The organism is Streptomyces sp. NPDC032198 (assembly GCF_040636975.1).
GTDB lineage: Bacteria > Actinomycetota > Actinomycetes > Streptomycetales > Streptomycetaceae > Streptomyces.
Window position 1 is genome coordinate 142004 of sequence record NZ_JBEZVL010000004.1, and the last position, 24801, is coordinate 166804.

Genomic DNA, 24801 nt, shown 5'->3' on the forward strand with positions numbered 1-24801 from the left:
ACGTGGTGAAGGGCAGCAGAACGATGGCGGCCGTGATCACCGGGACGGCGTTGGTGGCCCTGTCGGGGTGCGGTGGGGACGACTCGGGCGGGGGCTCCGGGGACAGCAAGCCGTTCGCGGGCAAGAGCGCCGACCAGATCGCGGCTGACGCGGTCAAGGCCACGAAGCAGGCCGACTCGATGCATATGAAGGGCACCGTGCAGCAGTCGGCGGGTTCCTCCACGACCGTCGACCTGTCGGTGGACAACAGCAAGAACTGTGACGGCAGCATCCAGGCAGAGGGCGCGTCGGCGGACGTGCGGAACGCGAAGGGGACGTTCTACCTGCGAGGCGACGAGAAGTACTGGCAGAAGGCCCTCAAGGGTCAGGCCGGCAGCGACAAGATCGTCCCGAAGATCGCCGACAAATGGGTGAAGGCCCCGGCCGACGACACGACGACGAAGAGCCTGTGCGACAAGAACGCGCTGATGGCTTCCATGGACAAGGACACGTCGGAACGCAAGGGAATGAAGAAGGGCTCGACGGCGACCGTCGACGGCAACGAGACGATCCGGCTGACCAAGAAGACCTCCGGCGGCGAGACCCTCACGCTGTACGTGGCCACCGAGGGCAAGCCCTACATCCTGCGCTCGACGTCGACCGGCGGCAAGGAACCCAACACCGCCACCTTCAGCGACTACGGCAAGTCGGTCAGCCCCGAGACACCCGCACCCGGCGAGACCGTGGACCTCAAGAAGCTCGCCGCAGGCGGCCAGAAGGCCTGACACCTGACACCCGCGCAGCGGAGTGGCGATTTCGCATGGCCCGTCCCATCAGGGGTACCGGAGATCCATGCCTCACCGGCCCGGAGAATCCGTGGCCACTCCCCGTCCAGAAAGAGGTGCGTATGTCCGCGTCCCTGCTCGAGTCCGTCGATGTGCAGGCACCGGTTTCCGTCGCCTGGCAGCTGTGGAGCGACGTGGCCCGCTGGCCCTCCTTCCTCAGCCATGTGCGGCTGGTCGAGCCGATGGACGAGCGACGCTTCGCGTGGCAGCTGGAGCTGCCCGGCGCGGAGAAGAATTTCGTCGCCGAGCTCACCGAAGTGGTGCCCGAGAACCGGATCGCCTGGCACACGATCGAGGGGGTGGAGCACGCCGGCGTGGTGACCTTTCACCGCCTCAGCGACACGACGAGCCGGGTGACGCTCCAGATCGAGTACGACCCCAAGGGATTCATCGAACACCTCGGTGCCCTCACCAATCTCGACTCCACCCTGGCCAACTACGACCTGGGCGAATTCCAGAAGCTCGCCGAGAAGACGGCGCGCTAGGTCCCTTCCGGGCCCCAAGCGAGAGGGTGCCGGGCCCGCCTCCGTGGAGGCGGGCCCGGCACCCTCTCGCCTTGCGTCAGGCCGTGGTCAGGCCGCGTCGCTGTGCTGCGCGGCGGCGGACGCTCGATGACGTCCCGTGTGGCCTTCCCCGTGGATGAGACGAAGGTGGCGTACGCGTCGATCGGTTCTCGGCCGCGCTTCCCCGTTCATCCGGTCCTCGATGCGGTCCATGGCGATGATCAGGAGTCCCATGGCCGGCAGGAGCATGAGTGCGACAACTAGCATCGGCAGCGTCCTCCTCGCGGCTTCCCTTCTCGCCTGCCCCCGTCTGACATGCCCACGGCCCCGAGGATATGGAGAGCCTGCAACGCTCTCTTCACATCCATGACTTCCGATGGTTCTCAACGGTCCCCGGGCGGCCGTCACCCGGTCGGACAGCGGAGGAATGACCTTTGGCCCGTGGTGGGGGACCTTGGTCCCGTGTACGAAGTCCGCTGACGGACATGGGTCCGAGTGTCGGACGGCAGATCACACGCCGACAGGCACACACAGACAAGGGAAAGGAACATTCTCGTGGGCATCATCGCCTGGATCCTGATCGGTCTCATCGCGGGAGCCATCGCCAAGGCCCTCACCCCCGGCAAGGACCCGGGAGGCTGCCTGGTGACGATGCTGATCGGCATCGTGGGCGGGCTGCTCGGCGGCTGGCTCGGCAAGGTGATCTTCGGCGTCCACTCGATCAACGGGTTCTTCCACCTGTCGACCTGGATCGCCGCCATCATCGGCTCCGTGATCGTCCTGATCATCTACCGCCTGCTCACCGGGGAGCGATCCCGCTAGGCATTAGCTCGTACGTTCGAATCTTTCGGTACGCTGGCCTCATGGCAACGCACCAGCTGCAGGGATCACTCTTCGACCAGAGCGATGACGTGCGCCTGGGCCCGCTGGAGGGAATCCGCCGGACCGTTCTCGGTGACGGTGCCTGGATCGACCTCCTGCCGGGCTGGCTCAGCGGCGCCGACGTCCTGTTCGAGCGGCTGGCCACGGACGTCCCGTGGAAGGCCGAACGCAGGCAGATGTACGAACGGGTCGTGGACGTCCCGCGCCTGCTCGCCTTCTACCGCGCCGGCGAGCCCCTCCCCCACGCCGTGCTCGACGAGGCCCGGCACGCCCTCTCGACGCACTACGCCTCCGAGCTCGGCGAGGCCTTCACGACGGCCGGCCTGTGCCACTACCGCGACGGGCGCGACAGCGTGGCCTGGCACGGCGACCGCATCGGCCGTGGCGCCCGCGAGGACACGATGGTCGCCATCCTCTCGGTGGGAGCACCGCGCGACCTGCTGCTGCGTCGGCGCCACGGTGGCGACGTCGTCCGGCGCCCGCTCGGCCACGGCGATTTGATCGTGATGGGCGGCTCCTGTCAGCGCACCTGGGAACACGCCATCCCCAAGTCGACCCGGGCCGCCGGTGGACGCATCAGCATCCAGTTCCGGCCGCACGGAGTGCGGTGACCGACCCGACCGCGGGCGACCGGGCGCGGGCGCGGATGTGCGGTGGGCCCGCCCCATGCGCTAGAGTCGATCATGCGCTTGTGGCCAGGAACTCCTGGCAGCGGGCCATGCGTTGGTCGTCCAAGGAAAGACGCCCCGCTTCCTGCGGGGAAATGTAGGTGCAAGGCCTGCCCAGCGCTCAAAGCGAAGCCCCGGTCCCTCGTGAGGGACCGGGGCTTTTTTATGCCGCCCTGCGACTGACGACCCTACTGTGACCGCGCCAGGTGAGCGGCGGCCGACTCCGCCAACGTGCGCACCGCCGGGTGCCAGCGGCGGGCCTGAGGTCCTGTCAGCACGAGGCGGCGGGACACCTCGGGCTTCAGCGGCAGCAGGACCAGATCGGGTGGGAGCTGGGAGCGGGAGACCTCGGACAGGACGGTCACGCCGATGCCCGCCTGCACCATGCTGACCAGCGTCGCCAGGTCGCGCACGCGGCGTGCGGGAGTGAAGGGCAGCCCGGCCCGCGTGTGGATCGTACGGATGCGGGCCTCGCAGTTGTCGGGCGAGATCAGGAACTGGTCGTCCGACAACTCCCCGATGTCCACGTGTGGTTCGTCCGCCAGGGGGTGATCCTTGGGCAGCACGGCACGGTAGCGGTCCTCGGCCAGGTGGATGCCGGGCCCGGGCGGCGGGTCGATCAGGATGGCCGCGTCGGCGACGCCGTCCGCCAGCCAGGCGGACATGTCCGTGCTGTCACCCTCGAACGCCCTTACCGTCAGCCGCGGTTGGTACTCGGCCCAGTGCCGGAGCAGGTCCGGGAGCAGCCCCCGGCAGACCGTCGGCGTGCAGGCCAGCCGTACGGTGCCGGTCAGCGCCCCGGCGGCTTCGGCCGCGATCTCTTCCACGGACCGGGCCGCCGACAGGGCGGTGCGGGCGTGCGGCAGGATCCGCTCCCCCAGCGCCGTGGTCCGTACCGGCGTGGCGCGGATCAGCAGCGGAGCCGTCAGCTCGCGTTCGAGGGAGGCGACGGCGTGCGACACCGCGGACTGGCTCATGGCCAGCTCGTCGGCGGCAGCACTGAAGCCGCCCGCCTCGACCACGGCGAGGAACGCCCTCAGCTGGGGAAGATTCACGGTCATGCGGCGGCCTCATAGAGCTATGACGTGGGTGCGTTGGATCCATCGTCGCAGGTCGGCGAGGCTTGCCGTGTGCCACCGACCCCGGTCGGCACCCACCGAGCGCGTAGCAGCCTGTACCGAGGAGAGCCATGCCGCACATCCGCGTCACCGTGACCGATGCCGACCTTCCCACCGCCACGCAGCGCGCCCTGGCCGAGGGCCTCACCGGCCTCGCGGTCTCGGCCCTTGGCAAGTCCCGCGCGCGCACCATCGTCCACATCGACCTGGTGCCGGCCGACCGGTACTTCGTCGACGGGAGGTCACTGACCGGCGGGATCGACGCGCATGTCGAGGTCAGCATCACTCTGGGCACCAACAGTGCCGCGGAGAAGGCGGCCTTCATCGCCGCGGCCGATCAGCTGCTGACGGACGTCCTCGGGCCGCTCGCCCGGTGCGGGGTCGCGCTGCACGAGCTGCATCCCGAGAGCTACGGCTACCACGGGGTGACCCAGTTCGACTACTACCGGCGGGCCGCATCGGCCGCCTGATCGCCCAGTACCGCGGGCGTCGGGCCGTCGGGCCGGACGGTGATGCTGTAGGCGGCCCCCTCCGGGATGGAGCGGAAGCGCGGGGTGTGGGCAGGCAGCAGGTGTTCGAGGAGGACCGTCGACTCCCGGAGGGCGAACTGCAGGCCCAGGCAGGCCCGGGGTCCGATGCCGAACGGGAAGTAGCTCCCCGGGTGGACGGGGCGTCGCCCTGAAACCGTGAAGCGCGTCAGGTCGAAACGGCCCGGGTCGTCCCAGAGCTGGGGGTCCCGGTGGGTGAGGTAGGGGCAGACCAGTACGTCGGTGCCCGCCTCGATCTCGTACCCGGCGAGGATGTCGTCCTCCGCCGCGCTGCGCGGCAGGATCCAGGCGGACGGGTAGAACCGCAGCGCCTCATGGACCAGCGCCTGAATGGCGAGCCGTCGCTCGGGCGATCCGTCGGCGCCCGCGGCGAGGGCCTGTTCCCGCGCCTCCGGGTTGCGGTCCAGCAGCAGATAGAGCCAGGTCAGGGTCGTGGCCGTGGTCTCGTGCCCGGCGACGAGCAGGGTGACGAGCTCGTCCCGGATCAGCCCGTCGGTGTACTCGGGGCGTGTCTCGGCCGCGTCGAGCAGGACGTGCAGCAGGCCGGGGCCGTCGGGCCCGGCCTCCTTGTCCCGCGCGGCGGCGATGGCGTGGCCGGCCAGCGCGTCGATGACGGCCAGGTCGGCGGCGACCGTCCCCTGGGGTGCGGTGCTGTCGGCGGGCAGGCTGGGCAGGGCGGCCACCACGGCGGGCACGGCGGCCAGTTCACGCTCCGTCGCCGGGTCGAGCGGATGCCCCGTCAGGGAACGCCAGATGGTGTCCAGGGCGAAGCGGCGCATCTCCTCGCCGACGTCGAAGACCTGCCCGGTGCGGGCGTACTCGGCCCAGCGTGCCGCCGACGTCCGGGCGGCGAAGGTGATCCGCTGCTCGTAACGGCGCATGCCCCGGCCGGTGAACTGGGACTGCAGCAGCCGCCGTTGACGCTGCCAGGCCTCGCCCGTCGCGGCCAGGACCCCGTCGCCGATCAGCAGCCTGGCGCGGTGCGAACGCTTCACGTACCGGCCGGGATGGAGCGCGAGCACGTGCTGCACGGCCACGGGATCGGTGACCAGGACGGTCGGACGCGGGCCGAGCCGGAAGGCGGCGACGCCGCCGAGCTGTTCGCGCGCCTGGGTGAGGAGATCGATGATGTCCCCTCCCCCGGCCTGCCACTGCCCGACGAGGGCAGGGTCCAACTCGGGTACGGCGTGGGTGGCCACGGGGTTGCTCCTGATCGGCGGCTGGACGTCGACATGGACGGGACGGGCGTCACGCACTGTAGGGGAGCGGGAGCGGCACGCAACAGGGCGCCTCAGCAATGCACTTGGCGCGCCGAAGGGGCCGGGCCGCCGGATGGCGGGCCCGGCCCTCCCGTCGGACGAGGTCAGACGCGGTCAGACGCGGTCGGCCGCGATCAGGACGTACTGGAACGAGCCGTCCTTGTACGAGTTGATGAAGGCCTCCTCGATGCCGGTGACCAGCGAGGACGTGGCCCGCAGCTCCCAGTACGGCAGGGTCGCGGGCGTCAGGTCGATGACGGCCTGCGGCACGAGACGGTTGTCGGCCATGGCCCGCAGATATTCGCGGCGGGAGTGGATGTTGCACTCGAAGTGCGCGTTGATCTGCGAGACCCACTTCGACGGCTGGCCGTACCGCGGGTTCCAGCAGCCGGTGATGGTCACATAGCGGCCGCCGACCTCCAGGATCCGCGAGTGCTCTCCGAAGAGGTCGTGCAGGTCGACGTACATGCTCGACTCGTTGTTCCACGAGCCGGCGGCCTGTCCGGTCTCGAAGGGCATGTCGAGCATGTTGCACACCCGGGCGCGCACCTGGTCCTGGATGCGGAGTTCCTGCGCTCGCTGGTTGGCGAATTCGGCCTGCTTGGCCGACAGGGTGAGGCCCTCGACCGTGCAGCCGAACCGCTGGTGGGCCATCACCATCGAGCCGCCCCGGCCGCAGCCCGCGTCCACGAGCGTGTCGTCGCGCCCGATGGAGCCGAGGTTGTCCAGGAGCACTTCGGCCTGCGCCGACTCCAGGCGGTGGAGCTCGGTGATCAGCTTCTTCTCGTGCTCGCTGTCGTCGACATCCCCCAGGGCGGCGTGGTCGACGTCCCCGATGCCGTAATGGTGGTGATAGAGCCCGTCGACGTCGCCGAGGCGCAGGTTCACGGGCCTCGCCTCGTTGTTCCAGTAGCGCGCGATGTCGCCCTGGTAGGGCGTCGCCGGGGCGGGGACGAACGCGGAGGCACCGCTGACGGTGGTGATTTCAGTGCTGGTCACAGTGGATTCCGTCCTTACCAGAAATCGGGCAGGCTGTAGCGGTAGGTGTTGGTCTGGTGCCAGTAGTGGTTGCCGTCGACCCATACGGCGACGCCCTTGAGGAAGCGCAGCACGCTGGGGACGGGGCAGGCGGTGGCCAGGGCCGTCGCTTCGGCCTCGAAGTCCCGCATGAGGTCGTTGTGGACCTCGACCGCCTTCAGATAGCCCTCGCGGTCGGAGACCTTCTCGCGATCGGCGATCACCACGGGCAGGTTCAAGTGCCGCCCGGGACTGGCGAGTTCCTTGGTGTACGAGTACAGGTCGTTGACGATGGTGCTGGCGTTCCCGGCGAGCGCGAGCACCCGCTGCATGTCGGGCCGGGCATGCAGGTCCGTCGGCAGTTCGTAGCCGCCGATGCTGTCGGTGATGGCGGGGCACGGCCGGAAGTTGTTGAACTGCCGCATCGCCAGGTACTCCCACACCTCAGGGGTGTGGTCCGTCTGGGCCCAGGCTGCCTCCGCGAGATACCCCAGGTGCAGCCGCGCCATGTCGTGCCGGAAGCGGTCGGCCTGGGAGGGGGTGACCTGCTGGACGAAGTACTCCATCGCGGAGCGGTAGGCGCGGCGCGGGGCGTCCGCATGCAGCGACTCCGCCCATTGCGGCTGGTATTCCTTCGTGACGTGCAGGGGGTCGAGGGCGGTGTGCGCGAGGAGGAGGCGTCCCCCGAGGCCGACGGGTGAGCCGCCGTGGTCCTCGCAGTAGCAGTCGTCGACCGCGTTCTCGGCGACCATGAGACGGGTGGCGACCATCAGGTGGTCGATGGTCGGGGCGTCCGGGTGGCAGGCGACCATGTAGCGCCCGACGGAGAAGCCGTCGAACTGGCCCTCCCATTCGTCGGGGAACAGCTCGACCTCGTCCACCGCCCAGTCCTTGATCCTGCGGCTGACCTCCTCCACCCGCGCGGGGTCGGGCTCCGGGACGGGGTGGTAGTAGAGGCCCGGGATCTGGAGGGCCTCCGCGGGAGCCGCGGGTGCCTCGGCGGCCGGAGGCGCCTGCGGTTCCCGCGGCTCCGGCAGCTCCACGCGTCGGCCCAGGTGCAGGCCCGCCGTGCCCAGACCGCTGGGGCCGCGAAGGATGCGTTCCAGTGCGGGGCTCGGCTGCAGAGGGGAAGACCCGGGTTCGGGCATCCGCGGCTCCTTGGTGAGAGGGGTGTGCTGTCCCGGATCCGGGCATGGAGGCCCGGCCCGGGGGCGATCCGGGCTGTCATGGCCTTACGGCGGATCCTCTAGGCGGGCCTGCGGGCGATCTGCACGTTCTCCAGCACACCGAGCGCGTTGGGCACCAGGATGGCGGCGGAGTAGTAGGTGCTGACCAGGTACGAGGTGATCGCCTGCTCGTTGATGCCCATGAAGCGCACCGAGAGGCCCGGCTCGTACTCGTCCGGCAGGCCGGTCTGATGCAGACCGACGACGCCCTGGTTGTCCTCGCCGATGCGCATGGCGAGGATCGAGCTGGTCTGTTCCTTGGTGATGGGGATCTTGTTGCAGGGCAGGATCGGGACGCCGCGCCACGCCGGTGCCTGCTGCCCGCCGAGGTCGACGTGATCGGGGTAGATCCCGCGAGCGTTGAGCTCGCGCCCGATGGCGGCGATCGTCCGGGGGTGGGCGAGGAAGAGCTTGGTGCCGCGGCGGCGGCAGAGCAGCTCGTCGAGGTCGTCCGGGGTCGGCGGTCCCGAGTGGGGCTGGATCCGCTGCTTGAAGTCGGCGTTGTGGAGCAGGCCGAATTCCCGGTTGTTGATCAGCTCGTGCTCCTGGCGCTCGCGCAGCGCCTCGATGGTGAGCCTGAGCTGCTCCTCCAGCTGGTTCATCGGCCCGTTGTAGAGGTCGGTGACCCGTGTGTGGACCCGCAGAATCGTCTGGGCGGCGGAGAGCTCGTACTCGCGCGGCTTGAGTTCGTAGTCGACGAAGGCGCCGGGCAGTGCGACCTCGCCCGTGTGGCCGGCCGACATCGCGATCTCGGCCTCGCCGTGCTTGTTCTGGCGTTGCCTAGGGATGCGGCTGAACTCGTCGAGGTGGGACCGGAGGTTCGGCGCCGTGGACAGCACGGCGGCGAAGTCGGCGCGGGACAGGGTGAGCAGGGTGCCGGCGGTCTCGGCGGTCGCGGTGGAGTCCCATCTGGCATCGGTGTCCAGCAGGGCGTTCTCCCCGAACCGGTCGCCGTCGGCGAGTACGGCGACGCCGACCTCGTCTCCGTACTGGCCCACGGATTTCTGGTTGACCCTGCCGTGGGCGATCAGGTGGAGCTCGTCGGCGGGGGTGCCACGCTCGACGAGCACCTCTCCTGCGCGGAAGTCGCGCTGGACGCACCGGCCGGCGATCGCGGTCAGCACCTCCACGTCGTCGAAGCCGCGCAGCAGGGCCAGTTCGCCGAGTTCCCGGGGGATCACGCGGATGTCGCCGCCGTCCTGGACGAACTCGATGCGCCCGTCTCCGACGGTGTAGCTGAGCCGGCGGTTCACCCGGTAGGCGCCGCCCTTGGTCTCCACCCAGGGGAGCATCTTCAGCAGCCAGCGGGAGGTGATCTCCTGCATCTGCGGGGCGGATTTGGTCGTGTGGGCGAGGTTGCGGGCAGCCGCGGTGCTCAGGCTGGACTGCCTGGATGGCTCCAGCTGTGCTTCCGGGCCGGTCTCAACGGTCATCGGGCGGGCTCTCCTTCGCAGGGGGCTTGACCGGCATAGGCACACCAACCGGAGATAGCGGAACTAGAGGCGAATCACGAGGATTTCGTCCAGATCCAGGAACCATTTAACGGCCGTTGCGCCCTGCTCGCCCGATAAGCCCCTCGGCAGCACTCGAAGCGGTGATCTTGCTTGGCGGGGGGTTTATCCGAACAACCCACTGGGTTCTGGCCACCCCTGGCCGAGAGACCGCGCGCCCCGCTCGCTCAGGCCACAGCCGTGAGCGAGCGGGGCGTGTATACGCGGGAGGTGCGGGGCGCGGGAGAGGCAGGAAGTCAGGAGGCGGGAGGTCAGGACAAGTAGGCCTCCACTTCACTGAACTGGGCAGCGGGCCAGCCCGTGTTGGCCGTGACGCGCAGCCGCAGGTGACGGACATCGGGAGCGGACGCGGGCAGGGTGATGGTCACCTTGTTCCCGTCGGCCGGGTCGAAGCGGTAGCCCTTCGATTCGGCCAGCGTGCTGAAGGTGGTGCCGTCGGTGCTGCCCTGGACGGACAGGGTCTGGGTCCTGGCTCCCCAGACGGCGGGCGGCGGCAGCTTCAGGACGAGCCTGCGCACGGGTTCGGCCTTGCCGAGGTCCACGGTGATCGATTGAGGGAAGGCGTTGTTGGTGGACTCCCAGTACGTCGACGCATCACCGTCGACGGCCTTGGCGGGTGTGTAGACGTCGGCCGAGCCGGTGGCCGTGGCCGGGCGGCCCTTGGCGAGATTGCGGCCCGGGTCCGGGTCGGGGTTGCCCGCGCCGGGCTTCGGCCAGGTCGAACAGTCGTCCCAGGTACTGTCCCAGCCGGAGTTACCCCCGCCGTCGGTGAGGGTGAAGGTGCCGGATCCGGTCGGGTAGGGGCAGTTGTACGTGCCGGCCGCGCCCACGCCGGTGGCCTTGACGTTCGCCATCTTCACCGCGCCGGGTGTCTCGGCCTGGACGACGACCGTACCCACCTTGTCGACGGTCGAGCGGTCGACGCTGACGTTCTTCACCGCCTTGCCGGTGCCGCCGCCCGACACGAACTCATAGGCGCTCCAGGGGCTGTCGGTGAGGGTGGTGTCGGTGATGTTCACCGTGGCCTCGATGGCACTGTCGTAGGCATCCACACGCAACGCGCCCATCGGGTGCTGCCAGTTGGGGTTCATGGCCCCGGTGCGCACGAGGGTGTTGCCGGAAACGGTGATGGTGCCGGCCAGCGGAAAGAACGGGTCGAGGAACTTCTGGTTGGAGATGGCGATGCCGCTGCCCAGGGCGTTGGTGTCGAGGATCAGGTTGTCCTTGACGGTGATGTCGCGGCCGCCGTAAATAGCGATGCCGTTGGCGAGGTTGGGCTGCGAGATGGTGTTCCCGGCGAAGGTCGAGTCGCTGTTGGTGGTGTTGAGGGCCCACATCGCCAGGGCGTCGTCGCCGGTGTTGCGCAGGAAGTTGTTGCGTACGCTGACGCCCTTCGCGGTGCCGTTGAGGTTGAGCCCGTCGGCGGTCATGTCGAGGATCCGGTTCTTCTCCACGACGAGGTTGTCGTTGTTGCCCGTCAGCCAGAAGCCGACCTTGAGGTGCTGCAGCCACATGCCCGCGACGGTGGAGTTCGGGCCGAGTGATCCATTCACGAAGTTGTCCGGGCTGCTGTCGACCCGCTCGGTGACCTCGCCGAGCACCGCGAAGTCGTGCAGGCCCACCTTGCCGGTGGGCGCGTTCGACTGATCGATGAAACGTGAACTGCGCACCACCGAATGCCAGTTGCCCGCGCCGCGGATCGTGACGTTGTCCACGTTGTTGAGCGACTGGGTCAGCTTGTACTCGCCCGGCGGGATCCAAACCGTGCCGCCCTTGGCCGCCGCGATGGTCTCGCGGAAGGCCTGGGTGGAGTCACCCTGACCGCTGGGGTCGGCACCCTTGTCGGTGACCGAGAGCGCGCCGGAAGGCTTCGACGCGGCCGCCGCGACCTGCTCGAAGTCGGCCACGTCGACGGTGACCTGGGTGGAGGTCGCCTCCAGTTTCACCTTGTCACCGGACTGCAGGTTCTGGCCGAGTTGCAGCCGCGCGTTGTCGAAGAGGTGGTGGGTCTTGGAGCCCGCGATCCAGGAGGTGTCGACGTAGCTGTACTTGGATGTGACGGCCAGCGTCTTGGATGTCTTCTGCCCGTTGACGTACACGGCCATGGTGCCCGACTGGCCGTCGGGGACGTTGTAGGCGACGTTCAGTGCGTTGGCCGCCTTGGGGAGGGTGAACTCCACGCTCTGGCCCGCCGCGAGGCGTACCGCCTGCCGGCCCGACGCCTCGGAGGCGACCGTGCCCTGGGTGTAGTCGGGGCCGATCTTGGTGCCGTTGGTGGTCGCGCTGTCCGCCTCGACGGAGGTGAAGGGCAGGGTGGCGCCCGCGGCGGACTCGGCGGCCTGCGCGCCGGTGGCCTGGAGGCCGGTGACGAGGGTGCCGACGAGGCCCGCGGTGGCCACGGCGGCGTACCACTTGCGGACCGTTCTTGGAGTGCTCCTGTCAGGTCTGATCATGGGGTGGTGCACCTTCCTTGTGGGTGGGGAGGTCAGTGCTCGGACTTGGGGGCGAGCGGTCGCGTCAGATGCGCAGCCAGACCGCCGTGTCCTGCGGGAGGCGGCCCGACTCGTCCAGGGGGCCGCTGGCCAGCAGCAGGCGGGTGTGCGCGGGGAGTTCGCAGGGCTCGGGGGTGAGGTTGACGACACAGGCCAGGCCCGGCTCCCGTACGAAGGCCAGCACGCCATCGGCGGCCGGCAGCCACGTCAACGGGCCGTCGCCGAAGCCGGGTTCGATGCGGCGCAGGCGCAGGGCGGAGCGGTAGAGCATGAGCATGGAGCGGGGGTCCGCCGCCTGGAGGTCGGCGGCGTACGAGGGCCAGCCATCGGGCTGGGGCAGCCAGGGGGCGGTCATCGACCCGAAGCCGGCGTGCGGTTCGGCGGCCGTCCAGGGCAGGGGTACCCGGCAGCCGTCGCGGCCGGGGTCGGTGCCGCCGGAGCGGAAGTGCATGGGGTCCTGGATGCGGTCCCGGGGGATGTCGGCCTCGGGCAGGCCGAGTTCGTCGCCCTGGTAGATGTAGACCGCGCCGGGGAGTGCGAAGGCCAGGAGGGCCGCGGCGCGGGCGCGGCGGGCGCCGAGCGTCAGGTCGGTGGGGGTGCCGAACACCTTGGTGGCGAAGTCGAATCCGGTGTCGTCGCGGCCGTAGCGGGTCACCGTGCGGGTCACGTCGTGGTTGCAGAGCACCCAGGTCGCGGGGGCGCCGACCGGGGCGTGCTCGGCGAGCGTGGCCTCGATGGACGTCCGCAGCTGTGCCGGCTCCCAGGGGCAGGACAGGAAGGAGAAGTTGAAGGCGGTGTGCATTTCGTCGGGGCGCAGATAGCGGGCGAAGCGCTCGGCGTCGGGGAGCCAGACCTCTCCGACGAAGACGCCCGCGTACTCGTCGGCGACGGCTCGCCAGGAGCGGTAGATGTCGTGCAGTTCGTCGCGGTCGATGAAGGGGTGCGGATCGACTCCCTCGGTGAAGTCGGGCAGGGCGGGGTCCTTGGCGGGCAGGGCCGCGGAGTCGATCCGTACGCCTGCCACGCCCCTCTCGAACCAGAACCGCAGGACGTCCTCGTGCTCCTGGCGCACCGCCGGATGGGCCCAGTTGAGGTCGGGCTGTTCGGGGGCGAAGAGGTGGAGGTACCACTCGCCGTCCTCGACGCGGGTCCAGGTCGACGCGGTCGCGGAGAACTGGGACGGCCAGTCGTTGGGCGGCAGTTCGCCGTGCTCGCCGCGGCCGGGGCGGAAGTGGAAGAGCTCGCGTTCGGGGGCTCCGGGGCCTGCTGCCAGGGCCGCCTTGAACCAGACGTGCTGGTCGGAGACGTGGTTGGGGACGATGTCGACGATGGTGCGGATGCCGAGCGCGCGGGCCTCGGCGATCAGCTTCTCGGCCTCGGCGACCGTGCCGAAGGCCGGGTCGATGACGCGGTAGTCGGCGACGTCGTAACCGCCGTCGACCATCGGCGAGAGGTACCAGGGGCTGAACCACAGGGCGTCGACGCCGAGTTCGGCGAGATAGGGCAGCTTGGCCCGGACGCCCGCGAGGTCTCCGGTGCCGTCGCCGTCACCGTCCGCGAAGCTGCGTACGTACACCTGATAGATGGCGGCCGAGCGCCACCAGGAGGCATCGGTCGGGGAGGTGACTGCCACGTGAGGTTCCTTTCGGGCAGGTGGGACCCCGCCGCCGTGGCTCGTTGCGGTGGCGGCGTGCGGGGTGCGGGGGTGGGCCCGGGGGTCAGCCCTTGAGGCTGCCGGCGGTCAGGCCGCTCATGATGTTGCGCTGGAAGATCAGGAAGATGATCAGGGTCGGCAGCGAGGCGATGGCGAGGGCGGCCAGGAGCCAGTTCTCGGAGACGCTGGCGGCCAGGGAGTAGATGCCGACGTTGACGGTCTGCTTGCCGGGGTCGGGCAGGGTGAGCATCGGCCAGAGGAAGTCCTTCCAGACCGCCACCACCGCGAAGATCGACACGACACCGAGGATCGGCCGGGACAGCGGCAGGACCACGGAGCGCAGGGTGCGCAGGGAGGAGGCGCCGTCGATGGCGGCGGCGTCCAGGAGCTCGCGCGGGATCGAGTCGAAGAACCGCTTGAGCAGGAAGATGTTGAAGGCGTTGGTGACCGACGGGAGCCATATCGCCCAGGGCGAGTTGATGAGGTTGCGCTCCACGACGGGCACGTCCAGGACGGTGAGGTACTGCGGTACGACCAGGACGGTGGCCGGGATCATCAGGGTGAGCAGCATCATGCCGAGGATCGCCTTGCCGAACACGGGCCGCAGCTTGGACAGCGAGTAGGCGGCGGCCACGTCGAAGACCAGCTGGAAGGCGAGCGCGCCGAACGCGTAGTACAGGGTGTTGAACAGGAGCTTGGCCAGGTCCATCACGCCCCAGGCGTCCGCGTAGTTCTTCGGATGGACGGCGTCGGGGATCAGGGTGGGCGGCGTCTGGGCGAATTCCTGCGGGGACTTGAGTCCGCTGGTGACCATCCAGTACAGCGGGCCGATGAAGACCAGGGTGAAGAGGACGGTCACCACGGTGAAGGCGGTCCAGTACAGGAACTTGCCGCGCGGCCTGGCCAGTTGGGCCGGGGAGATCAGGGTGCGTGTGCTCATGTCGGTCGTCTCCCCCGGCTAGTCTTCGCTGCCTGCGCGGCTCAGTCGCGCGTACGCCGCCGAGAATCCGGCGAGCAGTACGAGCAGGACCAGGCCGAGCGCCGCCGCGCTGCCGTAGTTGTTGAAGGTGAACGCGTACTGGTAGATGAGGTGGACGACGGTCAGGGTCGCGCCCTCGGGGCCCGCGCCGCCGGTGAGCAGGAACGGCTCCACGAACACCTGCATGGTGGCGATGATCTGCAGGAGCAGCATCAGCGAGAGGATCAGCCGGGTCTGCGGGATGGTGACGTGCCAGATCCGGCGGAAGACGCCCGCGCCGTCCAGCTCGGCCGCCTCGTACAGCTCGCCCGGGATCGACTGCAGCGCGGCCAGGTAGATCAGCGTGGCGCCGCCCATGTTCATCCAGGTCGCGGCGACGACCACGGAGAGCATCGCGGTGTCGGTGTCCTGCAGCCAGGCCTGTCCGGGCAGGCCCACGGCTTCCAGGATGCGGTTGAACAGGCCGTATCCGGGATCGTAGAAGTACTTGAAGAGCAGCACCGAGGCGACCGGCGGCAGCATCACCGGGAGGTAGACGAGCAGCCTCAAGTAGCCGCGTCCGTGCCGGAATTCATTGAGGATCAGGGCGATGGCGAAGGGCACGGCGAAGCCGAGGACCAGCGCGAGTCCGGTGAACAGGAGGGTGTTGCGCCACGCCTGCCAGAACGCCGGGTCGTTGAAGATGTAGGTGAGGTTGGACCAGCCGGCCCAGACCGTCTCGCCGTTCTCGGTCTTCTGGAAGGCCAGGATGAATTCCCTGACCATCGGATACCAGGAGAAGAGCGAGAAGCACAGGAGAGCGCCGATCAGGAAGGCGTGGGCGGTCAGGTTGCGCTTCAACGCCTGGCGGAACGCGCCGGGTTCGGGGCGGGCGGCCCGGCTGTCCGTCGGTGCGGGCGGCCGGGCCTTGCGCTTGGAGAGGGTGGGAGCGGACATCACTGGTTGGCCAGGACCTGGTTGACCTGCTGCTCGGCGGTCTTGAGGAGCTTGTCCGCGTCGGCGTCCTTGTTCGTGAGGACGGCCGACATCAGCGTGTCAAGGACCTTGTAGACCTCTTGGGCCTTCGGCGGCTCGGCCTTGCCCGTGACGGGCTTGTCGGTGAACGCCTGGAAGTTCTCGACGGGCATGGTCGAACTGGCCGTGCGGGCCTTGTCGTCCTTGGCCTTGCTGTCACCGGTCCAGAAGTTCGGCTGCGGAAGACCGACGGGCAGGCCGTCCGCCTTGGTGCGGGCCCAGTCGAACTGGCCCTTGCCGACGCTGAGGAACTTGAAGTTGATCCAGGCGATCGCGGCCTTGATCTGGTCGGGCGAACTGCCCTTCTTGATCATGTAGTCGTTGCCGCCGAAGAGGGTGGCCTTCTGGCCGGGGATCGGGCCCATCCCGAAGTCGTCGTACTTCGCGCCGAGGTTCTGCACCATGTACGTGATGTCGTCGGGCGCGGCAAGGAACATGCCGAGCTTGTCGGAGGCCATCTGCTTCTGCAGGTCGCCCCACTTCAGGAGCTGGGTCTTGCCCATGCTGTCGTCGTCCCAGCGCATCGCCTTGAGGTTGTCGACGATTCGTTTGCCGGTGTCGTTGTTGAAGGCGGCCTTGGTGCCGTCGTCGGACACGATGTCGCCGCCGAGTCCGTACGTGGTGGCGGTGAAGTGCCAGCCGCCGTTGTTGCCGGCGCTGTACTCGCCGAAGCCCGAGACGCCGTCACCGAGGGCTGCGATCTTCTTGGCGGCCGTGCGGACCTCCGCCCAGGTGGTCGGCGGCGAGTTGGGGTCGAGCCCGGCCTTCTTGAAGAGCTTGCGGTTGATCAGCAGGCCCATCGTGTAGTTGCTGTAGGGCAGGCCGTAGGTCTTGCCGTCCTTCTTCAGGACGTCCAGGACGTGCGGGTCCATGTCCTTCAGCGCCGGTATGGACTTGTCGTTGACGTACGCGCTGATGTCCTGGGCGCCGTCGTTGTCCAGGACCTGCTGCAGGTCGGTGAAGTAGGTGTAGAAGACGTCCGGTTGGGACTTCGCCTTCAGCATCGCCGTGAAGCGGGGAGGCTCCAGGCAGGGGTCGGTCTGCTTCCCCTTGAGCGTGACGTTCGGGTACTTCTTGTTGAACGCCTTGACGTCCTCCTTCCACTGCTTGAGCTCGGCCTTCTCGGTGGCCGGCGGCATGCAGTCGATGGTGAGCGTCACCTTGGCCTTCGGGTCCAGCGGGGCCGCGGCGTTGGCCGCGTTGGCGCTGTTGTCCCCGTCGGAGTCACCGTCGCTGCTGCTGCTCGTGCCGCAGGCGGCCAGGGCGGTGAGGGCGAGGGCGGAGGCGACGGCGATCGTGGCCGTACGGCGGCGGTGGGCGCCGGCCGTGCGGAGGGTGGTGCGGCGGCGGATACGGCGAAGTGGCATCCGGTAGCTGCTCATCGGTGGACCCCTTTGGACAGCGCCGCCTGCCCGTGCGGGCAGGGACGGCATGGCAGGAGCAGGAAGCCCACAGCTGCGCGGACTGTGTGGCGGCGCTCACTCAAGCACCGTCGACAGATCAACGCAATATCTCGCGCGATGATTGAAAGAAATTGACAGTACGAGGGGACGGCGCGAGGCGCTGCTCGTCCGGCGGTCGGCCCGGCCCTTCCTGCGGCTATTCCTGCGGCGGCTGCCCCGTCGAGCCGCGCACCACGAGCTCCGGCTCGAAGAGCAGTTCCTCGGTGGGCACCGCGCTTCCCGCGATCTGCAGCGCGAGCAGTTCGACGGCGGCGCGCCCCATGGCCTCGATCGGCTGGCGCACCGTGGTCAGCGGGGGATCGGTGCAGGTCATGAACGCCGAGTCGTCGTAGCCGACCACCGAGACGTCCTGCGGGACGCTACATCCCCGGCGGCGGGCGGCGCGTACCGCGCCGAGCGCGAGGGGGTCGCTCGCGCAGACGATGCCGGTGACCCCGGCGTCCAGGAGACGTGCGGCGGCGGCCTGGCCGCCCTCGATCGAGAACATCCCCCGTGAGACGTGCTGGTCGGGCAGCTCGCCGCCCGCCTGTTCGGCGAGTGCGCGGGCGGCGGCGAGCTTGCGCTGCGAGGGCATGTGGTCGGCGGGCCCGAGCACCAGGCCGATGCGGCGGTGGCCGAGGGTGGACAGATGCCGCCAGGCCTGCTCGACCGCGACCGCGTCGTCGCAGGACACCGCGGGAAAACCGAGCCGCTCGATGGCCGCGTTGACGAGGACCACCGGGATCTTGCGCGCCGCGAGCCGCTTGTAGTGGTCGTGCGGGGCGTCCGCCTGCGCGTACAGCCCACCGGCGAACACGACGCCGGACACCTGCTGTTGCAGCAGCAACTCGACGTAGTCAGCCTCGGAGACCCCACCCTTGGTCTGGGTGCACAGAACGGGGGTCAGCCCCTGCTGGGCGAGCGCCCCGCCGATCACTTCCGCGAACGCCGGGAAGATCGGATTCTGCAGCTCGGGCAGCACGAGCCCCACGAGCCGGGCCCGCTCGCCGCGCAGCTGGGTGGGCCGCTCGTACCCCAGAACGTCCAGGGCCGAGAGCACGGACTGCCGGGTCGCGTCGGAGACCCCCGGCTTGTTGTTGAGCACCCGGCTGACCGTGGCCTCACTGACCCCGACCTTCCGCGCCACCTGAGCAAGTCGTCGTGTCATGCACGCAAGAATAGTGCAATTCTTGCGTTCTGTTTGCGTGCTTGCTGAATCCGTTCCGGAGCGCCGCCATGGAACCCAGCCGGGACCGAACGGGTGAGGGTGGGTCGGTTTTGCCGTGGAGCTCTGTGCGTTCAGGTATCACTGCTGGTCAGGGCAGGAATGCGGGATGCGTCCACCTGCCTTTCGCCGTTCCCAGCAAAGGAAGCAGATCCATGCGTCTTCGTCACTCACTGGCCGCCGCGGCCGGTGCCGCCGTGCTGACTCTGACCGTGCCCGGCTCCGCCTGCGCGGCCGAGGGCGACTTCAGCTACACGTACGTCGACAGCACGGGCGAGGAGGAGCAGGCCACCCTGCACGACCCGAACAGCGGCGAGTGCATCATGCTCGCCGAGGCGGCCCGTGAGTACGACCAGCCGCCCGCCCACTCCCCCAGGAACCGCACCGACGCCTACGCGATCGTCTTCACGAACGCCGACTGCACCGGCGACGAGTTCACGTTGCGCCCCCACACCGGCGGCGCGAGCGAGCGGCTGAAGATGCGGTCGGTCATGTTCTCCTGACCCCGCGCCGACAAGGCCCGCTTCCCACCTCAGGGAATGCGGGCCACCGCGACGTAGAAGCCGCTCAACTCGGCCTGCGGGGCGGGCGTTTCCTTGTACCAGTGCGTCGCCGTCACGAGGCCGGGCTCGACCAGTTCCAGTCCCTCGAAGAAGCGCTCCACCTCCGCGCGGCGCCGCATCCTCAGCGGCACCTGGCCCTTCTTGTAGGTATCGGTGACGGAATCCGCGAGCTCCGGATGTTCGTCGGTGGTGCCGTGGGACAGCACCAGATAGCTCCCGGAAGGCAGCGCGTCCACCAGGGTGCGCGTGAGGGCGTAGGGGCCCTCATCGTCGGTGATGAAGTGCATCAGGGCGATGAGGGAGAGCGCGATGGGCTGCTTGAAGTCCAGGAGTTCGCGAGCGTGCTCGATGATCGCCTCGGGTTGGCGCACATCCGCCTGGACATAGTCCGTGGCGCCTTCCGGACTGCTGACCAGCAACGCCTCGGCGTGCCGCAGCACGATGGGGTCGTTGTCCGCGTACACGACGCGGGAGCTGGGAGCGATCGCCTGGACGATCTGGTGGAGGTTCGGCGCGGTGGGGATGCCCGTGCCGATGTCGAGGAACTGCCTGACACCGTTGTCAGCCAGCCAGGCGGCGGCGCGCTGCATGAACGCCCGGTTCCGCGCCGCGTTCGCGCGCGCCTCGGGCGGCAGCTTCTCGCCCAGCTCCTGATCGACCAGGTAGTTGTCCTTGCCACCCAGCAGCCAGTCGTAGACACGCGCCGGATGCGGCTTGCTGGTGTCGATGTGGACGTTGGCGTCGTCTGCAGTCATCCATGGCTCCACTACGTGTCCGACCGGTTTCACTGTGCGGTGGGCGCCGTGCCCCCGACCCAGCCTGCGAGGATCTTCCGAGCCTACAGGTCGAAAGGTCAACTGTTCTGCCTGGTGAGGGAGTTCTCGGGGGCAGTGGTCGGGCCATGGCCGGGGCTGCGGGACACCTGCGGCTAAAGCTGCCGGAGGTGGTCGCGCAGGCTGCGCGCGACGTGTGCCATGAGGGCGTCGGCGCCGGGCTGCGTACCGGCCGGCACGAGCGACTCGGTCAAGGCGGCGACCGCGAAGGACTGGCCGTCGGAGTGCTCCACGACTCCGATCTCGTGACGCAGGTTGAGGAGGCTGCCGGTCTTGGAGGACCAGGTGCTGGCGTCGGAGTGGAAGTCCGGGGTGAGCCGGTGCCGCAGGACGTTGTGGGCCATGAGGTCGCGCAGCCGCTGGGCCACGTCCGGGTGGATCTTCGACGGCGTCCACAGGGCTTGCAGCAGGTCGACATAGGTGCGGGCGCTGCCCGTGTTGGCCCGGGTGGTGTCGAGCTGCGGCACCCGGTGGCCACGGCCGCTGGTGCCCGCGTCGATGGCGAGGGCGTGGGCGAGATGGACCTGGTCGGCGTCGAAGCGTTCCACGGGGGTGTCGGACAGCTCGCCGACGCCGTGCCGGACGGCGATGCCGCGGATGTCGAACTCGTGGAGGATGCCGGTGACCTGGGCGGGCGGGGTCAGCTCGAACAGTGCGTCGGCGGCCATGCCGTCGCTCAGGCAGGTGCTCAGGTAGAGCAGGTCGTCGATCGCGATCCGGGCGGGGTGACGGAACCGGCTCAGCCCGGTGGGGCCGGGCGTGGTGACCCGGCCCGGCTGCACCTCCAGCGTCATCGCTCCGTCGAGTTCGCCCCGCCGGATCCGCTCGAGCGTCGCGAGCGCGAGCGGGACCTTGACCAGGGAGGCGGAGGGCAGGTGGGTGTCCGCCTCGATCCCCAACTCGTCGCCGGTGTGCAGGTCCCGCACGAGCAGACATCCGTGCAGACCGCCGTCGCGCAACTGCGTGCGCAGTTCGCGCAGCAGGGTCTCGGTGCGTGCGCCGCCTCGCGTGTATCCGTCCATGCCGTCCCCCGTACCGGTGTCCGTGCCGCCATCCGTGCCGGCGTTCATGACACCGCCGATGTCAGTTGCTGCGCCGTCCCCCGTGCCAGTATCCGCGCGCCATCCCCGGTGGCGGCCTCCGCGCCATCCCGCGGGCCGGCATTCATGCGGCCGCCCACACTCCGGATCATCGTGCCGCCCCTCCCATGAGCTCTGCCTGGGTGCCGACCTGGGTCCCGATCGAGGTCCCCGCCGGTGCCCCCGCGCCCAGGCAACGGGCGATGGCGGCGCCCAGGCGTGCCTCGATGTGCTGTGGGTTGCCGTCCGCCGCGGCGGCCAGGGCGTACCCCCTGCCGAGGGTGACCTCGCCCATGGGCCGCCAGGTCAGGGCGAGTTCCTCGGCCTGCGCCAGGGAACACAGCAACAGGTCGCCGGAGCACAGGACTTCGGCCGCGGCAGTGGTCAGGTCGGCCGCGGCGACGAGCTGTGCGGGCCGCAGGCCCAGCGCGTCGCGCAAGCGCGTCAGGGGATCGCGGATGTGCGGTACGTCGTCCTCCGGCTGGATCCAGACGCGCCGGGCCGGACCGGGCGAGGCGCGGCCGACCCGCAGCGTCTCCAGGAAGACGCGCCGCACGCCGGGGTCCTGCGCACCGGCGAGCCCGAGCGGCACGGACCACGTCGCCTCGTCCGCGGGCACCGCGAGCAGCGCCGCGCGCACCTGCTGGGCGCGGAGGAGCTCCGTGCGCTGGGTCGGCGCCGCCACCCGCAGGTCGAGCGTGACCCCGTGACCGCGCGCCTCGGCGACGAGGCGGGCGAGACCGACCGTGGAGCAGATGCCGGGCACCGCCAGCCGCCACGGCTTGCGCTTGACGGCCTCCGCCTCGTCGAGGAGCACGTCCGCCGCCTGCACGAGCTGCCGGGCGGTGGGCAGCATGTCGCGCCCGAAGGGGGTGAGGACGGCGCGCCGGGAGGTGCGCTCGAACAGCGGCTCGCCGAAGCGTTCCTCCAGCGCGGCGACGCGACGACTGGCCACCGACTGGGACATCCGCGCCGCAGCCGCTCCGTCGGTGAAGCTGCCGTACTCACTCACGCTCACGAACGCGCGACACGCTCCCACCAGATCCACGCCCCGGATCCTATGCCAGATCAGCATGGAACCGCGCATGAGCGTATTGGACCGCATACGCACCCCAGGGCGAGGGTGGCTCTGGCACTCACGACCACGCACCGGGACGGAGCCGTGCCGCCCCGTCCCCTATGCGCCCTGCCCCCAGGGCGCCCCGGAGGTTTTGCCCATGCAGCTCACCCGTGCCCGTCTGCGGCAGACTCGTGCCCGTCGCGCCGTTCTCGGTGCGCTCGCCACGTTCTGCATCGTCCCGCTCATGGCCTGCGCGGACGGCGACTCATCGGCTTCGTCGTCACCGTCCACCGTGACCACGAAGCCCGCGGCGAACACGAAGCCCGCGGGGGCGACGAAGGCGTCCGGCCGCGAATTCAAGGCACTTGAGCGCAAGTTCGACGCGCGCCTGGGTGTCTACGCCCTCGACACCGGCACCGGGCGCGAGGTGGCCTACAACGCCGGGGAGCGCTTCGCCTACAACTCCACGTTCAAGGCCCTGGCCGCCGGAGCCGTGCTGCGCAAGTACTCCCTGAGCGGCCTCGACCGGAAGATCACGTACTCCAAGGACGATCTCGTCGCCAACTCGCCGGTGGCCGAGAAGCACGTCGACACCGGGATGACGCTGGGCGAACTGTGCGACGCCGCCGTCCGCTACAGCGACAACACCGCCGCCAACCTGCTCTTCGACCGGCTCGGCGGCCCCAAGGGCCTGAACGCCGTACTCAAGAAGATGGGCGACGACGTCACGCGGATGGACCGCATCGAGCCCGACCTGAGCACCTGGGTCCCGGGCGAGGAACGGGACACGAGCACACCGCGGGCGCTGGCCAAGGACCTGCGCGCGTTCGTCCTCGGGGACGCTCTGCGCAAGGGGGAACGCGCGCAGCTCACCAAGTGGCTGCGGACCAACACCACCGGGGACAACACCATCAAGGCCGGTGTGCCCGAGAACTGGGTGGTGGGCGACAAGACCGGAACCGGCAGCTACTACGGCGCCCGCAACGACATCGCCGTGGTGTGGCCGCCCGACGGCGCCCCCATCGTCATGGCGATCCTGTCGAACCGTGGCAAGAAGGACGCCGAGCCCTCCGACAAGCTGATCGCGGAAGCGGCCTCCGTGGCCGTCGACTCGCTGTCGTAGCGAAAAGAACGCCTCGCCGTCCTTGAAGGAAGCATGCGGTGCGCACCGCACGGGACCGCCGCGTGCGCACCGCCCCTCCCCGACGTTCCGCTGTCCGCAGCGGGAACCCATGACAAGGAGCCCCCGATGACGGATGTCGCACCGCTCACCGGCCCCGGCCAGAGACCCGTCGGCCCCGGCCGCGGGCCCACGAGGAAGGCGCCCCGCGTCGTGGTCGCGGCGGGCCTTGCGCTCGCGCTCGCCGCGGGCATCGGGTACGCCGCGGAGCTCGGCCCCTTCGACCCGGGGCCCGCGATACCCGACCCCGAGGCGACGAAGCAGGCACGCGCTTTCCTCGCCGACTGGGAGGCGGGCCACATGTCGCGGGCGGCTGCGCTGACCTCACGGCCCGAGCAGGCGGAGCGCGTCCTGAACAGCTTCACCGCCGGGCTCGACATCAGCGGGCCGAAGCTGACTCCGGGGGCGGTCACCGCCGGTGAGGACGGCGCCGTGACCGTGGCGTTCACCGCCAAGATGCCCGTCACCGAGCTGGGCACCTGGACCTATTCCTCCGCCGTGCCCCTGCGCAAGCAGGACGACGGCACCTGGAAGGTGGAGTGGGCGCTGTCCCTCGTGCACCCGAAGCTGAGCGCCACGGAGAAGTTCCGTCTTGAGCGGGAGGACACCGCCGGGCCCGAGATCAACGACCGCGACGGGAACGCGTTGTCGAGCGAGAAATACCCCTCCCTCGGCCCGCTCCTCCCCCAGATGGCCAGGGGCGCGGGGGGCGGACCGCGTGGCGCGGTGCGGCTCGTCGACCGGGCCACAGGCAAGGTCAAGGCCACGGAAGCCTCGTTCGGCAAGAAGTCCGACCGTCCCGCCGACCGGCCCGTGGCCACCACCCTCGACGCCACCTGGCAGGCCGCCGCGGAGAAGGCCCTGGCCGCCGAGACCGACGGCAAGGACGCCGCGCTCGTCGCCCTGCGGATCGACGACGGGGAGGTCCTGGCCGTGGCCAACTCCCCTTCCTCCGGGTTCAATCGCGCCGTCTCGGGCACCTACGCGCCGGGCTCCACCTGGAAGATCGTCACCACCAGCGCGCTGCTGCTCAAGGACGCGGTCGCACCCGGCGATGTCGTGGACTGCCCCAAGTACCTCACCGTCGGCAAGCGGTTCCAGAACGTCGAGACCTCCGAGCACCGGGGCGCCACCTTCCGGAAAGACTTCACCACCTCGTGCAACACCGCCTTCATCAGCCTGCGCGACAAGGTCGGTGACGAGGAACTGGGCGATGTCGCCGGCAAGTACTTCGGGGTCGGGCAGAAGTGGAGCGTCGGCATTCCGTCGTACGACGGGTCTGTCCCGACCCCGCGTGACCAGACCGAGAAGGCCGCATCGATGATCGGGCAGGGCAGGGTGCAGGCCAACCCACTGATCATGGCGTCCGTCACGGCGACGGCGGTGTCCGGCACCTTCCACCAGCCCACCCTGGCGAGCGGCGGCAAGGACACGACCAGGACCACGCCGCTGCCGCGTGAAATCGTCACGCAGCTGCGCGAGTTGACGCGCGCCACCGTCACCGACGGGACGGCCTCGATCCTGGCCGACCTGCCCGGCGATGTGGGCGCGAAGACGGGTACGGCCGAGGTCTCCGAGGACGCGCCCAACAACGGCTGGTTCGTCGCCCACCGCGGCAATGTCGCCGTGGCCTGCGTCGTCGAGAAGGGCGTCACCGGCGGCGCCTCGGCCGGTCCCGTCGTCCGCAGCCTGCTGGGCGCCGTGCCCGACGACCCCTCCTGAGA

General features: G+C 69.6%; 22 protein-coding genes and 1 pseudogene. 8 read left to right on the top strand and 15 right to left on the bottom strand.

All coding sequences use genetic code 11. The features are described 5' to 3' along the window. The first annotated feature begins 5 nt into the window (after positions 1-5). On the top strand, positions 6-764 hold the full coding sequence (locus AB0E78_RS11565) for a hypothetical protein (protein WP_361830723.1): 759 nt from the start codon (positions 6-8) through the stop codon (positions 762-764). Positions 765-886: 122 nt separating this feature from the next. Then, positions 887-1309, top strand: a complete 423-nt coding sequence (locus tag AB0E78_RS11570) for an SRPBCC family protein (RefSeq protein WP_361830726.1) — start codon at positions 887-889, stop codon at positions 1307-1309. An 87-nt stretch (positions 1310-1396) separates the two neighbouring features. Here the strand turns inward: AB0E78_RS11570 and AB0E78_RS11575 are convergent, their stop codons facing one another. Next, a complete protein-coding gene (locus tag AB0E78_RS11575; RefSeq protein ID WP_361830728.1) occupies positions 1397-1594 on the bottom strand; it encodes a hypothetical protein in 198 nt (65 codons plus the stop codon). A gap of 288 nt (positions 1595-1882) precedes the next feature. Here AB0E78_RS11575 and AB0E78_RS11580 point away from each other — a divergent pair, with 288 nt between their 5' ends. Together AB0E78_RS11580 and AB0E78_RS11585 are read left to right on the top strand one after the other, a co-directional pair. Further along, positions 1883-2149 carry a GlsB/YeaQ/YmgE family stress response membrane protein gene (locus AB0E78_RS11580; RefSeq protein WP_361830731.1) on the top strand — a complete coding sequence of 89 codons (267 nt, stop codon included), beginning with the start codon at positions 1883-1885 and terminating at the stop codon, positions 2147-2149. Between the two features lie 41 nt (positions 2150-2190). After that, positions 2191-2820, top strand: a complete 630-nt coding sequence (locus AB0E78_RS11585; protein WP_361830734.1) for an alpha-ketoglutarate-dependent dioxygenase AlkB — start codon at positions 2191-2193, stop codon at positions 2818-2820. Positions 2821-3065: 245 nt separating this feature from the next. Here the strand turns inward: AB0E78_RS11585 and AB0E78_RS11590 are convergent, their stop codons facing one another. Beyond that, positions 3066-3938 (bottom strand): LysR family transcriptional regulator, encoded by an 873-nt coding sequence (locus AB0E78_RS11590; RefSeq protein ID WP_361830737.1) that lies wholly within the window; start codon positions 3936-3938, stop codon positions 3066-3068. Positions 3939-4066: 128 nt separating this feature from the next. Here AB0E78_RS11590 and AB0E78_RS11595 point away from each other — a divergent pair, with 128 nt between their 5' ends. Beyond that, a complete protein-coding gene (locus AB0E78_RS11595; protein ID WP_361830738.1) occupies positions 4067-4465 on the top strand; it encodes a tautomerase family protein in 399 nt (132 codons plus the stop codon). Here the strand turns inward: AB0E78_RS11595 and AB0E78_RS11600 are convergent. The 10 genes and pseudogenes from AB0E78_RS11600 to AB0E78_RS11645 all read right to left on the bottom strand — a co-directional run bounded on the left by AB0E78_RS11600 (position 4438) and on the right by AB0E78_RS11645 (position 18305). Continuing rightward, positions 4438-5742, bottom strand: a complete 1305-nt coding sequence (locus AB0E78_RS11600; RefSeq protein ID WP_361830741.1) for a cytochrome P450 — start codon at positions 5740-5742, stop codon at positions 4438-4440. The genes AB0E78_RS11595 and AB0E78_RS11600 overlap by 28 nt on opposite strands. A 174-nt stretch (positions 5743-5916) precedes the next feature. Then, positions 5917-6801, bottom strand: coding sequence for a geranyl diphosphate 2-C-methyltransferase (locus AB0E78_RS11605; RefSeq protein ID WP_361830744.1), 885 nt, complete (start codon positions 6799-6801; stop codon positions 5917-5919). 14 nt (positions 6802-6815) lie between these two features. Continuing rightward, positions 6816-7928, bottom strand: a pseudogene (locus AB0E78_RS11610) (family 2 encapsulin nanocompartment cargo protein terpene cyclase); the annotation flags it as partial. Between the two features lie 137 nt (positions 7929-8065). After that, positions 8066-9478: a family 2B encapsulin nanocompartment shell protein gene (locus AB0E78_RS11615; protein ID WP_361830747.1), complete on the bottom strand. Its 1413-nt coding sequence runs from the start codon at positions 9476-9478 to the stop codon at positions 8066-8068. Between the two features lie 329 nt (positions 9479-9807). Further along, positions 9808-12009 carry a discoidin domain-containing protein gene (locus tag AB0E78_RS11620; protein ID WP_361830750.1) on the bottom strand — a complete coding sequence of 734 codons (2202 nt, stop codon included), beginning with the start codon at positions 12007-12009 and terminating at the stop codon, positions 9808-9810. Positions 12010-12073: 64 nt separating this feature from the next. Continuing rightward, positions 12074-13681 carry a glycoside hydrolase family 13 protein gene (locus AB0E78_RS11625; protein WP_361830753.1) on the bottom strand — a complete coding sequence of 536 codons (1608 nt, stop codon included), beginning with the start codon at positions 13679-13681 and terminating at the stop codon, positions 12074-12076. A gap of 85 nt (positions 13682-13766) precedes the next feature. After that, positions 13767-14642 (bottom strand): carbohydrate ABC transporter permease, encoded by an 876-nt coding sequence (locus AB0E78_RS11630; RefSeq protein WP_361830756.1) that lies wholly within the window; start codon positions 14640-14642, stop codon positions 13767-13769. 18 nt (positions 14643-14660) lie between these two features. Continuing rightward, positions 14661-15617 carry a sugar ABC transporter permease gene (locus AB0E78_RS11635; RefSeq protein ID WP_361830759.1) on the bottom strand — a complete coding sequence of 319 codons (957 nt, stop codon included), beginning with the start codon at positions 15615-15617 and terminating at the stop codon, positions 14661-14663. After that, entirely contained in the window at positions 15617-17062 is a 1446-nt protein-coding gene (locus AB0E78_RS11640; RefSeq protein ID WP_361831728.1) for an extracellular solute-binding protein, read from the bottom strand. The genes AB0E78_RS11635 and AB0E78_RS11640 overlap by 1 nt, the downstream gene beginning before the upstream one ends. A gap of 232 nt (positions 17063-17294) precedes the next feature. Continuing rightward, positions 17295-18305 carry a LacI family DNA-binding transcriptional regulator gene (locus AB0E78_RS11645; protein WP_361830762.1) on the bottom strand — a complete coding sequence of 337 codons (1011 nt, stop codon included), beginning with the start codon at positions 18303-18305 and terminating at the stop codon, positions 17295-17297. 212 nt (positions 18306-18517) lie between these two features. On the opposite strand from AB0E78_RS11645, the gene AB0E78_RS11650 reads away from it, so the two are divergent. Next, positions 18518-18865, top strand: coding sequence for a hypothetical protein (locus AB0E78_RS11650; RefSeq protein WP_361830765.1), 348 nt, complete (start codon positions 18518-18520; stop codon positions 18863-18865). Between the two features lie 29 nt (positions 18866-18894). On the opposite strand, the gene AB0E78_RS11655 is transcribed toward AB0E78_RS11650, so the two are convergent. From AB0E78_RS11655 to AB0E78_RS11665, 3 genes are all read right to left on the bottom strand, one after another. Next, positions 18895-19680, bottom strand: coding sequence for an SAM-dependent methyltransferase (locus tag AB0E78_RS11655; protein WP_361830768.1), 786 nt, complete (start codon positions 19678-19680; stop codon positions 18895-18897). A 173-nt stretch (positions 19681-19853) separates the two neighbouring features. Next, complete coding sequence (locus tag AB0E78_RS11660; protein ID WP_361831730.1) at positions 19854-20780, bottom strand: serine hydrolase; 927 nt, start codon at positions 20778-20780, stop codon at positions 19854-19856. Positions 20781-20946: 166 nt separating this feature from the next. Next, positions 20947-21885 carry a LysR family transcriptional regulator gene (locus AB0E78_RS11665; RefSeq protein WP_361830770.1) on the bottom strand — a complete coding sequence of 313 codons (939 nt, stop codon included), beginning with the start codon at positions 21883-21885 and terminating at the stop codon, positions 20947-20949. A gap of 190 nt (positions 21886-22075) precedes the next feature. Here AB0E78_RS11665 and bla point away from each other — a divergent pair, with 190 nt between their 5' ends. Together bla and AB0E78_RS11675 are read left to right on the top strand one after the other, a co-directional pair. Then, positions 22076-23020 carry a class A beta-lactamase gene (bla, locus tag AB0E78_RS11670; protein WP_361831732.1) on the top strand — a complete coding sequence of 315 codons (945 nt, stop codon included), beginning with the start codon at positions 22076-22078 and terminating at the stop codon, positions 23018-23020. 126 nt (positions 23021-23146) lie between these two features. After that, positions 23147-24799 (top strand): penicillin-binding transpeptidase domain-containing protein, encoded by a 1653-nt coding sequence (locus AB0E78_RS11675; RefSeq protein WP_361830773.1) that lies wholly within the window; start codon positions 23147-23149, stop codon positions 24797-24799. Positions 24800-24801 lie beyond the last annotated feature (2 nt).